11 protein-coding genes are annotated in these 14,445 nt (G+C 61.6%); 8 read left to right on the top strand and 3 right to left on the bottom strand.

Going from position 1 to position 14,445, the window contains the following annotated elements; translation table 11 throughout:
- The first annotated feature begins 321 nt into the window (after nt 1–321).
- Entirely contained in the window at nt 322–1,440 is a 1,119-nt protein-coding gene (locus ATO9_RS24260) for a calcium-binding protein (protein WP_156127831.1), read from the top strand.
- A 712-nt stretch (nt 1,441–2,152) separates the two neighbouring features.
- On the opposite strand, the gene ATO9_RS23440 is transcribed toward ATO9_RS24260, so the two are convergent.
- Both ATO9_RS23440 and ATO9_RS09255 read right to left on the bottom strand, forming a co-directional pair.
- A complete protein-coding gene (locus ATO9_RS23440) occupies nt 2,153–3,058 on the bottom strand; it encodes an META domain-containing protein (RefSeq protein WP_052418201.1) in 906 nt (301 codons plus the stop codon).
- Nucleotides 3,059–3,071: 13 nt separating this feature from the next.
- The gene (locus ATO9_RS09255; protein WP_043747712.1) at nt 3,072–4,052 is read right to left on the bottom strand and encodes a L,D-transpeptidase family protein; all 981 of its coding nucleotides are present in this window, start codon (nt 4,050–4,052) and stop codon (nt 3,072–3,074) included.
- Nucleotides 4,053–4,062: 10 nt separating this feature from the next.
- Between ATO9_RS09255 and ATO9_RS24255 the strand changes: the two genes are divergently transcribed.
- From ATO9_RS24255 to ATO9_RS09225, 7 genes are all read left to right on the top strand, one after another.
- Nucleotides 4,063–4,233, top strand: coding sequence for a hypothetical protein (locus ATO9_RS24255; RefSeq protein ID WP_162183064.1), 171 nt, complete (start codon nt 4,063–4,065; stop codon nt 4,231–4,233).
- A gap of 43 nt (nt 4,234–4,276) precedes the next feature.
- Nucleotides 4,277–7,957 carry a calcium-binding protein gene (locus tag ATO9_RS09250; protein ID WP_052418200.1) on the top strand — a complete coding sequence of 1,227 codons (3,681 nt, stop codon included), beginning with the start codon at nt 4,277–4,279 and terminating at the stop codon, nt 7,955–7,957.
- Between the two features lie 90 nt (nt 7,958–8,047).
- The gene (locus ATO9_RS09245) at nt 8,048–9,031 is read left to right on the top strand and encodes an AraC family transcriptional regulator (protein ID WP_043748580.1); all 984 of its coding nucleotides are present in this window, start codon (nt 8,048–8,050) and stop codon (nt 9,029–9,031) included.
- Between the two features lie 95 nt (nt 9,032–9,126).
- On the top strand, nt 9,127–9,909 hold the full coding sequence (locus tag ATO9_RS09240; protein WP_043747710.1) for a CPBP family intramembrane glutamic endopeptidase: 783 nt from the start codon (nt 9,127–9,129) through the stop codon (nt 9,907–9,909).
- A 35-nt stretch (nt 9,910–9,944) separates the two neighbouring features.
- Entirely contained in the window at nt 9,945–10,553 is a 609-nt protein-coding gene (locus ATO9_RS09235; protein WP_043748578.1) for a lysozyme inhibitor LprI family protein, read from the top strand.
- Between the two features lie 44 nt (nt 10,554–10,597).
- Nucleotides 10,598–11,446, top strand: a complete 849-nt coding sequence (locus tag ATO9_RS09230; protein ID WP_043747708.1) for an SH3 domain-containing protein — start codon at nt 10,598–10,600, stop codon at nt 11,444–11,446.
- A 128-nt stretch (nt 11,447–11,574) separates the two neighbouring features.
- Nucleotides 11,575–13,503, top strand: a complete 1,929-nt coding sequence (locus ATO9_RS09225) for an alpha/beta hydrolase (protein WP_043747706.1) — start codon at nt 11,575–11,577, stop codon at nt 13,501–13,503.
- A 45-nt stretch (nt 13,504–13,548) separates the two neighbouring features.
- Here ATO9_RS09225 and ATO9_RS09220 read toward each other — a convergent pair whose 3' ends face one another.
- The gene (locus ATO9_RS09220) at nt 13,549–14,349 is read right to left on the bottom strand and encodes a CPBP family intramembrane glutamic endopeptidase (RefSeq protein WP_081979506.1); all 801 of its coding nucleotides are present in this window, start codon (nt 14,347–14,349) and stop codon (nt 13,549–13,551) included.
- Nucleotides 14,350–14,445 lie beyond the last annotated feature (96 nt).

Raw genomic sequence — 14,445 nt, 5'->3', positions numbered from 1 at the left:
AAGGTTCATGTTCTAGGATCCGATCACCCAGAATATCTCAATATCGTCGCACTGGAGCATTGTACCATTTGTAAACTTAGCTATCAGGATTTGAGCAGCTGACACGGTCCAATCGCCTGGTCAAATCCAAACACATCGTCAACATTCCCGTCGATCAGCGTGTCTTCGCCTTTCCCATCCATCGCTGATCCTCCAATATAAGTGACGGTCTATCCCAGCTGGTGGATCACTTTCAGGGGGCTTCTCCGATGGTAGTAACTGTGACTCCATGGTAACGTCATCCTAAAGTATTTTTCTACAAGAACCTGTGGAGGCGGCAATATGATAGCAGTTACTTCATTTGAAGTTGCGGGAACAGAATTTTTTGAATTTCGGGGGACGAGCTCAGCAGATCTAATTTCAGGTTACAACGGTCAACGCAACATCATCTACGGCGCTGAAGGAAATGATATACTGTCCGCCGGTAAGCATACACCACAGCAATTGATTTTTGGTGAAGGAGGCGATGATACGCTGAAAGGTGGTTTGGTGGGTGATGAACTCAATGGCGGTTCAGGTGCTGACGATATGAGGGGCGGCCCAGGCGACGACATATATTACGTCGACGATCCCAATGACGTCGTATTCGAAAGAACACGTTGGGAACCTGTTGGCTTTGGTGACACAATAGTTGCCTCCTTAGACTATTCCCTTGCAGGTTTGGCGGTTGAGGCGTTGATACTAGATTCTATCGCGCGAATTGGAACCGGGAATGACTTGAATAATCGCGTAATTGGTACGGGCGGTGATCACACCCTCGATGGCGGCCGAGGCATCGATACGCTGCAAGGCGGCCTTGGTGACGACACCTACATCCTTCGCCACGCAGATGACATCGCCGAAGAGGTCGGCGGCAATGCTCGTCAAAAGACACTTCGCGCCGAGGAGGGCGGCCACGACACTGTTCTTGCCCACAATAGCTACAAGCTGATGCTCGGGATCGAGGACATCATCCTACAGGACGTCCTTGGCAAGACCGGCAACCCGGTCAACAACCTCACGGCCATCGGCAATAATCTCGACAATCTCGTGCAGGGAAACGCCACTGACAACAGCCTCAACGGGCGCACGGGCAACGACACATTGACCGGCGGTGCAGGGGCGGACGACTTCATTTTCAGCGACACGTTAGGCCGCGAGCACGTAGATACGATCACTGATTTCACCAGCGGAGAAGACCGAATCGTGATCAAGGCCGCGCTGGTCAACCTCGGGACAGGCGCAGTGGCCGCCGACGCTTTCCACCTCGGCGAAAGTGCCCAGACCGCCGATCACCGCTTCCTTTTCGACGGCACCACCCTGCGCTATGACACAGACGGATCAGGTGCGGGAGCGGCCGTCGACGTCGCAATGTTCGAACGGAATCCAACAGTGATAGCGGAAGATTTTTTTGTTGTCTGATGAACTTCGGAGCGGTTCAATTTGCAACAATGGGCGAGGTAAAGGCGGAGCATAAAAGGTCGTCTGCGTCCCTCCAAACAAGCCAAGATGAGAAAGCTAGCATGGAAAGATACCCGGGGCAAAGCTGGCGGGGTCTTGGTACGTTTGTGTCCAGGTCCAACTGCCGCCTCCACGTTTTGGGACGTGCTTTCTGATGACCGCATTCTGCCCCTTCCGGACGTTCATGCAAATCGCAGCGAACGACCGCTCACCGCCCTTTGTGACCAAGTTTGCTCCCGGCCCTTAACGGACGTTCATGCGACCTACGATTGCTGCGACGCAGCATCAGCATCGAGACTTTTCGCTTTCACTTGCTGTGCATTGCAAATTTCAAGAAAAATTAGGACTATTGCCCGCCTATCCGAAGACCGCAGCGCCTTCCGACCATATCCGGAGCGAAGCGCCAGTCAGGCATACAGCTCCGAGGCCAAGCATCGCCGATGATGCGATGAACTCGACCTGTCGGGCGCGCCGGGTCTCCTTACTGGCGGGAAGACCGCAAAGCAGCTGGTCAATTGCCGCCGCTCGCCAGGCGACGAAAGCGCCGATAGCTGCGAACACCGCAACCATGACGTAGTTGATCGCGGGTAAGCTCGGGTTTCTGAAAATGGCACCGACCAAGGTCACCGCGGCAAGCCCCCCCCATGACAGAGATGCAAGATAGCCGACCAGCCTACTCACCGAGTAGCACTGCCTTGGGAAGTGTCACGCGATCGGTTCCAGAGGTCACGACGACGTCAGCGTCGCCAATTTCGGTCGCGATCTCGCTTGCGCCGTCGCTTCCGCTGGCCATCACGGAGGTTCCGCGGAATTCGAGGAGGAGACGCCGGTTGTCTGCGAGATAGATCAGTATCGCCCCAGACCCGTCGGTTTCACGCGCCAGACCGTAATCGCAGGGAGCGGTTGCACCGTCCGCGGTGCCGCAATCCACACGACCGATCTGGTCGAACAGCTCAGCCCCCGCGCGACGAATAGCAGACGCGGGGGACAGAAACTCGGCCGCCGCCCAACCCTCGATGCCCGACGCATCGATGAACCTGATCTGGCACCATGTCCGGTCGCTACCCTCTTCGCACCCCTCGTTGCGCAGGATGATGCCAAGTGGGGCATGCGCGACCACGCTGGAAGAGGTCGTGGCCGCACTTCGGATGTTCAACGTGGCATCGACACCGGACACGCTCACATAGGCTGCCGATGAAATCGCGGGTTGCGGCAGTCCGGGGACAAGACGCGCGGTCACCCCGTTGCCGACAAGCGTCAGGCTGTCATCGAAAGGATCGAGCTGCATTTCGACGCTGCCCTGCAACAGGGTCGTCAGGCGGTTTTCCTGCGTCGACAACTCTGCGCCGAGACAAGCGCGACGGGTCATGGCCAGCGCGGGAGAGAGCTGCAATTTGCCAGCTGCGACGTCGGCCTGGCCCGTGAACCTGTTACACCCGGTCGAGCCTGAGATGCCGCCGTCGGCGAAAGATATCGTCGGCGCGTCGGTCGTTGCGGCTCCGTCGACGCTCGTGATGGTCCAGTCCGATGCAGCAGCCTGCGAGGTCATGAAGGCAAGGGCGATGGCGAACATGCGCATGAGGTCATCCCTCTCAGGACATAATGACAAAATCGCGCCCGGTCCGCCGGTCCGGGTGCAATGGAAGATCGGTGAAGACAAAGATCATGCCGGGATGGCTGTGGATGGTGATCACCTCGCCGAACGCCCTGTCCGTGCCCACGCGGGTCAAGTCATGGTCTGCCTGTTCGGCAGAGCCATCATAGGTCAGCGCTTGCCACTGCATGCCGCGCGACCCGTCGTCGGGGCCATGCAGCACGTAGACATGCGGGCCGAGTGGCTTCCCGTCCCATATAAGCGGCCCTTCGGCGACCTGGCGGTCGTTCTCGATGATGACGATCCGTTCATCGTGGGACGAGGCGATCATCGACGTGATTGGATAGGTCCCGTCCATGTCCCAGTCCGACGGGTGCTGGCGCGGGGTCAGCGTATCAAGGACCTTCTCGAACTCTGTCTCTTCGTAGTTCCCGAGGATGAATCCCGGATGGACAACGCTGTCCGGCGCAGACCCGCTGGCCGCGATGATCACCGGCGTCCCAAGATGCGTGACTTCGAAGAGTAGAGCGGAGAACTTCAGCGGCAGCCGGACACAGCCGTGGCTGGCCGGATACCCGGGCAGGTTCCCGGCATGCAGTGCAATCCCGCCCCATGTCAGCCGGTTCATGTTCGGCATCGGCGCGTTGTTGTAGGTCGATGACCGGTGATCCCGGTCCTTTTGAAGCACCACGAAGACACCTGTCGGGGTTTCGTGCCCGGGCTTTCCACTCGAACAGGTCGAAACAGCGATTCGCACGCCGTTTCGATAGACATGAACGCGCTGTTCTTCGAGTGAGACGACAACGGACACCGGACCAACCGGCTGCCTCTCGGGATGCCAGGTGAATTCGCCGGGCTGGAGCGCGTTCACTTCCTTGAAAACATGCTGGCCCGCCAGCGGCCCCGCGAGAAAGGCCAGACCGCCCGCTCCGGCCAGGGCCGCAAAATCTCGTCGTCGCAGCTTCCGATCCTGAACCATGGGGCACCTCGTGGAACATGCATTTGCCCGGCAAGGATATGGCAAGCACCGCTTACCGCAAAGCGTGAGCTGGCTTGGGCGCACCCAGACGGGCAACGTATTGATAAAAGGAGATCGTTTCCAAATCGGGCCGGAACTGTTTATCGCCCAACTTCGAAAAATGGCGGTATTATGGCAGTGAAAATAGATTCTTTGTTCATGCGCGTTCAGGCTGGGGGGCCGCAATGCTGCTGTTTTTCTTGTTCCCGGCCCTGATCGGATTGATTGCCTTCGGATTTGATGATGAACCATCCGCGGACGCCTCCGATGAACCTGATCAGGTCGCTTCCTCTGGCGACGACATTCTGATCGAGCCTGAAGGCTTCGGCGCGACCCCCGGTGACGATGCTATAGTCGGGACCAGCGATGCGGACGAAATCGACGCCCTGTCCGGCGACGACACGATCGCGGGCCTGTCCGGGGCTGACGGCATAGACGGCAGTGCCGGGCGCGACGCGATTTCAGCGGGGTCCGGCGACGACATTCTGACCGGCGGTCAAGACGCCGACCGACTGTTCGGTGGTGAGGGCAACGACACGATGGATGGGGGGTCGGGGGACGACCTGTTCGATGATATATCCGGCTCCGACAGTTTCGTCGGCGGTGCGGGTGACGACGTGATCCTGGCCATCGACTCCAACCTTGGGGGCCCGGACGCGATTGACGGGGGCTCTGGCGACGACCGGTTCTGGGGCGACGACGGCGACACGATGACAGGCGGTGACGGGGTCGACCGGTTCATGGTTGCGACTGGCCGCGAGGGCGCGGAGCCGGTGGTCATCAAGGACCTCGACTTCTCCCGCCCGGAGCTCGGCGGACAGCCGGATCAGGTGTTCTTCACCGATGCCGAAGGCGCGATTTACCCGCGCAGCGCCTTCTTCGATGGCACGCTGAATGCCGGCATCGGCGACATGCCGGACGGATCAGGCGCCTTCGTGGTTTTCGGCAGCCAACAGGTGGCGATCATCGAGGGCTACACGGCGGACGAGTTGTTCTACCAGACCATCTGGATCGGCAACTTCCAGCTGCACGAGCCGAACCTCATCCAGCCCGGCGAGGCGCTGGATGGCACGGCAGAGGACGACCACCTGAAAGGTGGGAGCGGCGACGACACGCTGACCGGGAATGGGGGCGAGGACTGGCTGAACGGTCAGGATGACGACGATCTGATCGACGGGCGCGATCCGGAGGGCACGAGCGGATCGGATACGCTTCTGGGCGGCGAAGGCTGGGACACGATCCGCGCTGACGATGGCGATTTCGTGGCGGGTTTCGAAGGACGCGACAGCTATGAGATCGTGGCCGGTGACGATGACAACGCGCCGGTCGCCATTTTCGGATATGAGGTGCAGTCCGAAGACGGTACGCCCGAACCCGTGACCCTGATCGACGAGGCCGGAGAGCCCCTGACGGCGGACGAGGTGACCGCCGGCCTGACGCTGGAGCCGAATGCGGATGGCGACGGAACCTATCTGCTGTTCGAAGGCGAACCGGTCGCCTATTTCCTTGGCGTCGCACCGGACGAGATGGCCGATACCTCGACCTGGCTTACGAACCTTGCTGACACGGTTGCACCGCCCCCGCCCCCTCCACCGGGTGAAGACGACGCCGGCGAGGACGAGCCGGTCGATGAGGTCGATCTGAGCGACACCGGCATCCTCACACCCGGCGTCGACAAATCGGCGGTGCTGACATCGGCCACGGCAACGGGTGCGGTTGCAACGACCGAACACTTCGGTGGCAACGCGGTCTTCACCGTCAATACGGAAGCCGGCGAGCCGACGGGCAACTATACGTCCGCCACGGATGCCCTGGGGATCGAGCATGTCCGTTTTCCCGCCGGCCAGGGCGATCCTGTGGCGGGTCTGGTCGACGGCGAGGGCTGGCTGGACGTGACCCTGCTGGTGCCCGATGGCGCCGGTGGCACTGACCTGCGCCCCGAACTGAGGGACATGCTGGACTGGGCCAGGGAGAACGACGCCCAGGTCACGCTTGTCGTGCCGACCCGCCTGCAAAGCGTCGATGACTACGGCGACTTCGTTGAAAATCGCATCTCGCCTTTCGCCGAACAGGTCATGCGCGACTATGCGGACGTGGTCGAGGCCTTCGAAGTCGGCAACGAATACTGGGCCACGATGGCCGAAACCGAATACGGTCAAAAGGCCGACCTGGCGGTGGTCGGCCTGCGCGACGGCATGCTGGCGGCCGGGCTATCCGATGCGCAGCAGGCCGATATCATCGTTCAGATGGCAACCCCCACGGGCGAGTCGGACTTCATCGGCAGCCGGGATGCGCGCGGGTTCACCGCGCGGCTGGACGCGGCAAACCAGGCGATCATCGACGAACTGGGGGCCGAGGCCCGCGCAGCCATGGATGGCGTCGTCGAGCACTATTACTACAACAAGACCGAGCTGGCCTATACTGACGCCGACAACGAACAGAACTTCATCGACCGGGATTTCGCGGTCTGGGACGCGGCCTTCGACAAGGACCTGGACCTGCACATCACCGAGTGGAACATCCGCACGCTGGACTATGACGAGGTTGGCATCCGCTCGGTCTCGACCCTCCAGGAGCAGTTCGAAAACATGCTGGAAGACGGCGTGGATCGTGCCCATGTCTGGCCCGTGCAGCACAACACCGACAGCGATCTTGTCGGCAGCCCGCGCGAAGTCCCGGTTCTGGACGAAGAGGGCCGCGTGACCAACTCGGTCCGCGGCGCGGCCTTCGACCTGATGCGCGAAAGCCTGCCCGGCATGGAGCTGATCGCGACCGAATTCGCCGGCGACGACGGCAGCTTCGAGATCAACGCCTACCAGTCCGGGGACAAGACGGTGGTCTATGTCTCATCGCGGTCTTTCGACGTGCTGAACCTGGACGTGGATCTGACCGGGCTGGTCGGCCCGGACGCCACCGGCACGGGCATCAAGATCGGCATCGACCAGTCTCCCGAAAGCTCGGACGGGTTCCACTGGCGCGGCGACACGGGCCACACCCCGTCGCAATCCGTCCAGGTGGATGGCCGGGCCTATTACTACGACGAACACGACGTGCGCGCGGCCTTCACGGACCACACCTTCGACAGCCCCGAGGTGTCGCTGCGGCTCAAGCCCTTCGAGGTCATGGAAATCACGCTTACATCGGCGGTGGACCTCTCCGACCCGGTGGTTCACCCGGACGACACGCTGGTCGATCCCGACACGCCGATCACGGCTGGAGAGGTGATCAACGGCACCGGGCGAGCAGATGATCTGGACGGCACGCCGTTCAACGACACCATCGGCGGCTTCGGCATGAACGATACGCTGAACGGCGGTGATGGCGACGACCTGATCAACGGCCACGGGGGCGACGATAGCCTGATCGGCGGTCGCGGGAACGACGAATTGCGCGGATCGCCCGGCAACGACACCCTTCGCGGCTGGGGCGGCGACGATACGCTGCGCGGCTACAACGACGATGACGTCATGACTGGCCAACAGGGTGACGACGTTCTGGTCGGCAACAAGGGTGACGATCTGCTGCTTGGGAACCAGGGCGACGACTCGCTCAATGGCGGCATCGGGCATGACACTTTGTTCGGTGGCGAAGGTGCGGATACGCTGACGGGCTGGGCCTGGGGGGATGTCTTCGGGTTCGAGGATGGCGATATCGCACCGGGCGACACGATCACCGATTTCAGGCCGGGGCAGGATGTCATCCAGCTGGCCTTGCCGGGAATTTCGCGCCTGTCGGACCTGACATTCACGCCACGAACAGGGGGGCTTGAGGTCGGGCTCGGTTCACACGGCGCCCTCTTCCTTCAGGGTGACCTGTCAGCCGAAGCGGTTGCGCAAGGCCGGAATTTCGATTTCGTCACCCCGTGATGGAGACGACGGAAATGCCGTTAAAGGTGCAGACAGGGTAAAGGTAATTCATTATACTTTCGCATAGGTTCAATCCCTTTGCGTGCAATCATGTTGAGTTATCATTCGAAACACTGGGAAGAGAGCGCACGAAGCCGCGCCGATTTCGGGTCGCTTCTTTTCAGCGCCCCTGATCATTTCAACATGTCGAAGGGGCGCGACAGGAAACTGATCGTAAATTCGGCGGATTTCCCCGACATCGGGACAAGCCTACTGAGCGTCACCTCATCCGGCCATGAAATCGACCTCGCCGATGACAAATACCTGACGGTCATGATCCCGACGCACGGACAGACTCACGTCCACATGGACCGCCGGAAAACGGTGATCCAGGAAGGGTCCGCGCTGGCCCTTGGACCTTCAGAGCGATGGACACGCGTAGAAAAAGGGCGCCATCGCGATTTTCGCGCCAATCTCGCGAAGATTTCGCTCGATGCAGCGCCGCTGCGCCATGTCTTGCCTGTTGTGACGGACGATCCGGTTCTGCCAACCGCTCCGAAGGCTCTCGCAGGGTTCAGGGCGCTGATGCACTACCTGTTCAGCGATCTCGCGTCTCCGATGCCGACGCTGATCCATCGCCCGGCATCGGACCTGTTTGCGGCGCTCGTTCTTGAGCATATCCGCATGATGTTCCAGACGGGCATGGACAGGATCATGAACGAGAAGCCCCAGCACTCTCTGGTGAGCCGGGCCGAGGAGTTCATGGTGGCCAATCTTGGTGAGCCTCTCACCGTTCCGATCATGGCCGAAGCGCTCGGCGTATCGGTCCGCCAGCTTCAGGATGCATTCCGGCAGTCTGTCAAACAATCGCCTTGGGAACGACTGACAGCACACCGTCTGGACAAGGCTCGGCGAAACCTTCTGGCTGGCGGTGGAGACACGGTGACCGCCATCGCCTTCGACTGCGGATTTTCCCATTTGGGCCGGTTCGCGCAGACTTACCGGGCAACCTTCGGAGAAGCGCCTTCTGCCACATTGCGGCGCGGACGGATGCGGCGCAGCGCAAATCGGATAGACGACACGCAGACCGGATAGCCCGCGCTTCGGGGCCGGCATAGCGTCGGAATCGGGTCTGAAGTCCGTCCCTTAAAAGAGGTGCTGGCCTGTGCCGAGTTTTATGAGGTTGTATCATGCCTGAAGCTGGTCTCCGCAGCCCCTCTGCAACAGACCTGAACGACATGTTCCGATTTGAACGCACCGACTGCGACTTCCCGTTCTATCGCGGTAATCCCGTCGCTATCAGCAATGCCGGATGGCTGATCGTGCTGGCATCGGTTGCGGTCGCGTTTGGCGCGCTCATCACCACTCAACCCTTATTCACAACCGGGATCGGCACGTTCATACCGGCGCTTCTTTTCGTGATGATCCCCCTCATCACGCTTGCGTTGGTCGCTGGCACTGCGGCCCCGCGCGCCCTGTTCCGCCCTCTCAGGGGAAAGGACATCGCGATCATTCTCGGCTTCTTCGTGCTGAACATGATCGTGACCGGAGCGGTCGGGATACTGGTGAACAACCTGTTCGAAACATCGGCCAACCCCGCCGGAGATCGTGCAGCGGCTGCGACGGGTATCGAGCAGGTGATCTTCTTCGGATGGACCGGCGTGCAGTTACTGGGTGAAGAGATATTCACCATCCTGCCGTTCCTGGCCTTTCTCGCCTTCCTCGACCGCAAGCTTGCCCGAAAATCGGCCGTCGTCCTTGCGGCCCTCGGTATCTCCGTGATCTTCGCGCTGGTTCATCTTCCGACCTATCAGTGGAACGTGTCCCAAGCCCTGATCGGCCTTGTTCCGGTCCGGATGATCCTGCTGATGCCCTACCTGATCACCCGCAACATCTGGGTCTCGGCAGCCGTCCATATCCTGAACGACTGGACGATCTTCACTCTGGCGATTCTTGGTGCGGCGACCGCATGACCCAGTTGCACCCTCCATCCATGAAAGGCCCCGTGATGACCCCGACCAAAGTCGCCGCCCTCCTGACGTTCCTCGCAACTCCGTTTGCGGGCCATGCGCAGGATGGTCCCGCCTTCGACTGCGCCAAGGCCGAAAGCTCAGCCGAAAAGCTTGTCTGCGATGACCCCGCGCTTGCCGCGCTCGACCGTCGGCTGGCGGATCGGTTCGCCGCGGCCATGTCCGTTGCCAAAGGTCTCGATGCCGGAGCGAATGAGGCGGAGGACCTGCTGCGCGCCACGCAAAGGGGCTGGATCAAGGGGCGCGACGAATGCTGGAAGGACCCTGACCTGCGCGTCTGCGTCGAAAGGCAATACCTGCAACGCGAGGGCCAGCTGGTTGCCCAGTTCATGCTGGAAGACCCCAGGGAGACCCAGGAATGGTTCTGCGGTGACAACGCCCGAAGCGTGACGATCACCACCTTCGACACCGAGCTTCCGGCGATCCGGGTTGAGGAAGGCGACAGCGTGTATGTCGGTTCGCTCAGATCGGTGGATACGCCCGGCGATTACTTCGTGGCGTTTTGGGGAGCCATCTCGTTCGACGGGACCACGGCGCGGATCGAAGACAATTACGGTGAAAAAGCAGGCTGCCGCATCGCGGGCTGACCGGGCGACCCGGAAACCCCGATGCGCAATTAGGAGGACAAGACATGATTAGAATTGGCAAATTCTTCAGGACAGGGGTGGCGGCTTTCGGGCTGACCCTGGGCGCCATTGTTGCGCTTCCCGGCGCGGCTCTGGCCCAGATGGGTCCGGACTATTGGCAGGTTCATGGCGTTGCGTCCAACGACACGCTGAACCTTCGCGCCGGTCCCGGAACCTCGAACCGAGTCGTCGCACGGGCGCCAAATGGGGCGGTGTTCCGCAACCTCGGGTGTCGCGGCGAAGGAAACGGCCGGTGGTGCCATATCGAAACGCCGGACGGACGGATCACGGGCTGGGCCTCGGGCCGGTATCTGCGCGAGAGCGGCGCGCCGACGGGCGGCACGATCGGCGGCAGACCCGACGTGCCCGAACTGCACGCCCGCACGTCGGGCGAGATAGAGGTGCGTTTCGCCAGCGGCTGCACCGCGCTCTACAACCCGGTCGGGCGCGAGATCGCCGTCGGCAGTTCCTGTTCGCGGTCGCAGCGGTCCTCGGCGCATGATGCCGTCGCGAGTTATCTGCGGGAAAATCACCCGACCGCGAGCCACGAACCGTCTGCCGCATCGGCGAACGTCAATATCCGCGGATCGGGCACGATCTACGGCGGAGATTCATTGACCGGTCAGATCTTCGGCCACAAGGAAGGCGCCTATGCCCTCACGGTCTCTGGTGGTGGAAATCTCTGCACCGGCCTGTTCCGCCATGCCCCTGGCACGGTCGGCAGCGAGGCGACTTCGGTGCATTGCACCGACGGGGCCCATGGGTCTGCCGTCCTCGTCCGGAACCGGAGTGGCAACGGCAACACCCTGACAATGACGCTGACCAACGGCGTCGGCGGCTATGTGCTATTCTGAACGTATCGGGTGTCACAACCTCGTCCCGGGTGCTCCGGGGTGACAGCCGCACGTCCTGCCCGGCGCCGCATGTCCAGTGGCGCCGGGCAATCGATCACCCACGCAAGCATTGACCCGAAAGGCCCGTCATGTCCCCCGATCAGATCATTGTGACCCTCATCGCCCTGATGACATCGGCCACCGACCCCGCGTTCGATCGACTGAAAGAGGGGAGCCACGACGACCGGTATCCCGTAACTGTGGAAGCCTGCCCGCGCCCGATCGGCACGCTGGAGGTCGAGGGCAAGACGGTCATCTGTGGCCGGGTGGCCGTCCCGGAAACCCACGGCGCCGACGGCGGAGAGACAATCCCGCTGGCCTTTGCGGTGCTCAAGTCCCGGGCAGTCGCTCCCGCACCCGATCCGGTGATCTACCTGCATGGTGGCCCCGGCGGCTATACTGTGCAGTCCATTCCCATGAATGCAAAGCTGTTCGATTTTCTGCGCGACCGACGCGATATCGTGCTCTTCGACCAGCGCGCCTCGGGCATCTCGGACCGCACGATCGCCTGCTACAACCAGTTGGCGGAAGAGTTCCTTGCCTTTGTAGAGCCTGACGAGGACACGATGTTCGGCGCAGACGGACCGCTGGCCACCTGCCTGACCGAGACTGTCGACACCGGCACGGACCTCGAACCCTACAACACCACGCAGAGCGCGATGGACGTCCGGGCCATCATGCATGCCCTCGGTTATCCCGAATACAACGCCTTCGGCATCTCTTACGGCACGAAGTTGGGGCAGGAGCTGCTGCGCACAGCACCCGAAGGTCTGCGATCCGTGGTCATCGACAGCATCAGCCGGGTCGACAACCCGGCCTATGATACCAACGGCGTTCCGGCGGATCAGGCGCTTGGCTGGGTGGTCGATTACTGCATGGCCGAGGAGGCCTGCGCCGCCGCCTATCCCGATCTGGAGGAGACGATCAACGCCGCCGGACGAAGGCTTGCCGAAGAGCCGAAAGTGACAGTCTCCGGAGAGGAACTGGACCCCGGATTCATCGAGGAAATCCTCGAACTCAGCAACGGGCGTGCCATGCCCTTCACGGCCTACCTGCCGCAGGTCTACACCGAAATCGCCGAAGGCAAGACGGCGACGCTCGAAAAACTTCTCGCCGGAGGGTTCAACCCGCCGCAGACGGCGGATGCGATGCTGGCCGCTTATGGCACGGGCCTCGACCCGCTCGACAAGTCGCTTGCCGAGTTCTTGCTGAAACAGGCCGAAGCCATGCGGACGGAGGAAGCGAACATCGCCCGGCTGATGACGATCCTCTCAGACGATCTGTCGGGCACCGGTGCGGCGCGGACCGAGGCCCTTCTGGACGAAGCGCTGTCCGACATTGCGAAAACGATGGAGGCCGACGCGCTGCTCGCTTTCTTGCACGACTACGTGCTCTTCGTCGGTCAGACGCCGGATCGCGACCGTGTCGAGGCCTTCCTCGCCGCCCATGTCCCTGAGACCGAGAAACCCCGCATCATGGGCCTGTTCGCGGCCATGACCGTGGAGGACATCGCCGCCTTCTACGAGCGGGCGTGGACGGATTCGGCCAATCTGACAGCACAAAGCCGCATGATGTTCACCCTGGGGATCATCGCCTGCCAGGAGGATTACCCCTTCAACTCGCGCGACGGCTACGACGCTGTGGCCGCGGACTACCGCTTCCCCGTGATCGATGCGGGCACGCGGGAGTCGACGCTGGTCCTGTATGATTTCTGCGACCTTTTCGAAAAGCACCCGCGCGAAGGTTTCCACGATCCCGTTGTCAGCGACATTCCGGTGCTGGCCATGGCTGGAACCAAGGACACCAAGACCAACCCGGACGCTGCCGAAAGGGTCGTGCGCACCCTGACCAACGGCCAGGCGGTCCTGTTCCCCGAAGCCGGTCATGCCGTGATCCAGTTCTCGCAATGCGCGCAGGACATTGCACTGGGGTTCATTGAGAGCCCGGGCGCGCCGGTCAACATAGCATGTGTTGAGTCGCTAAAGCCGAAATTCTACGTTCCGCCGAAGTCTGACTGAGACATGATGGGTTTGCCTTCAGATCCCGTCACGACGGCGGGCCGATCAGCCGGGCATCTGGTCGCCGGGCGGCACCTCGCGATGAACGTGGCGCAGCAGCCAGAGCGCATAGAGGAGGTTCGGCAGGACCATCACCAAAGGGAGGATGAATGTCGCAAGCCCGCCAGTCGTCGCAGCAGTTTCCGCGCCAGTGTTATGGGCCGATGCACCGAGGGACAGAAGGAAGGTCGCGGCATCCCACAGCGCGTGATAGATGATCGCCACCCAGAGCGATCCGGTCCGCAGGAAGATCGCCATCAGCAGCAGGCCGGAACAGGCCGCCATGGTCGCCTGCATTGCCGCACCCGCGAACTCTCCTGTTATGAACCCGTTCAGGACGTGAACCGATCCAAACGCCGCGGAGACCAGAAGGATCGCCGGCCAGATCCGCACATGGCCTCGCACCGCGCGGTAGAGGAGCCCCCGGAACATGGTTTCCTCGGAGAAGCCGACGAAGAAAGTGTTCAGGAGGACCAGAAGGATGACCGTGGTCGCTGGCAGGCCGAACAGCAGCGCCCAGCTGAACTGAAGCAGCACCATGAGCATCGGCAGCCACAGCAGTTTCAGCGTGCCCGGTTCCGGCGCGCGAAACCCGATATCCCGCCAGCGACGCCAAAGGATCACGCCGACCAGAATCGCCCCGGCCAGAACGATCTGCCAGGCGATGCCTTCGGTGACGATCTCATCAAGCGTTCGTTCGCCCGGAAGCAGTACCTTGGCCCCGACGAAGGTGATTGCCACCCACGCCAGCAGGGCCATCAACGCGATACCGAGCCGTGTTCCGGGCCTCTCTGTCTGCGTTGCCATTCTCGTTCTCCTCGTTCGCCCATCAGCTGTTGCGGATATCGCCTAAATACCACCAACCAATTCGAGCGAGGGTTCGTGGCGCCAAATCGTGCAATC

This window comes from Pseudooceanicola atlanticus (genome assembly GCF_000768315.1).
Taxonomy (GTDB): Bacteria; Pseudomonadota; Alphaproteobacteria; order Rhodobacterales; family Rhodobacteraceae; genus Pseudooceanicola; species Pseudooceanicola atlanticus.
This window is presented reverse-complemented; position numbering and strand designations above follow the sequence as displayed.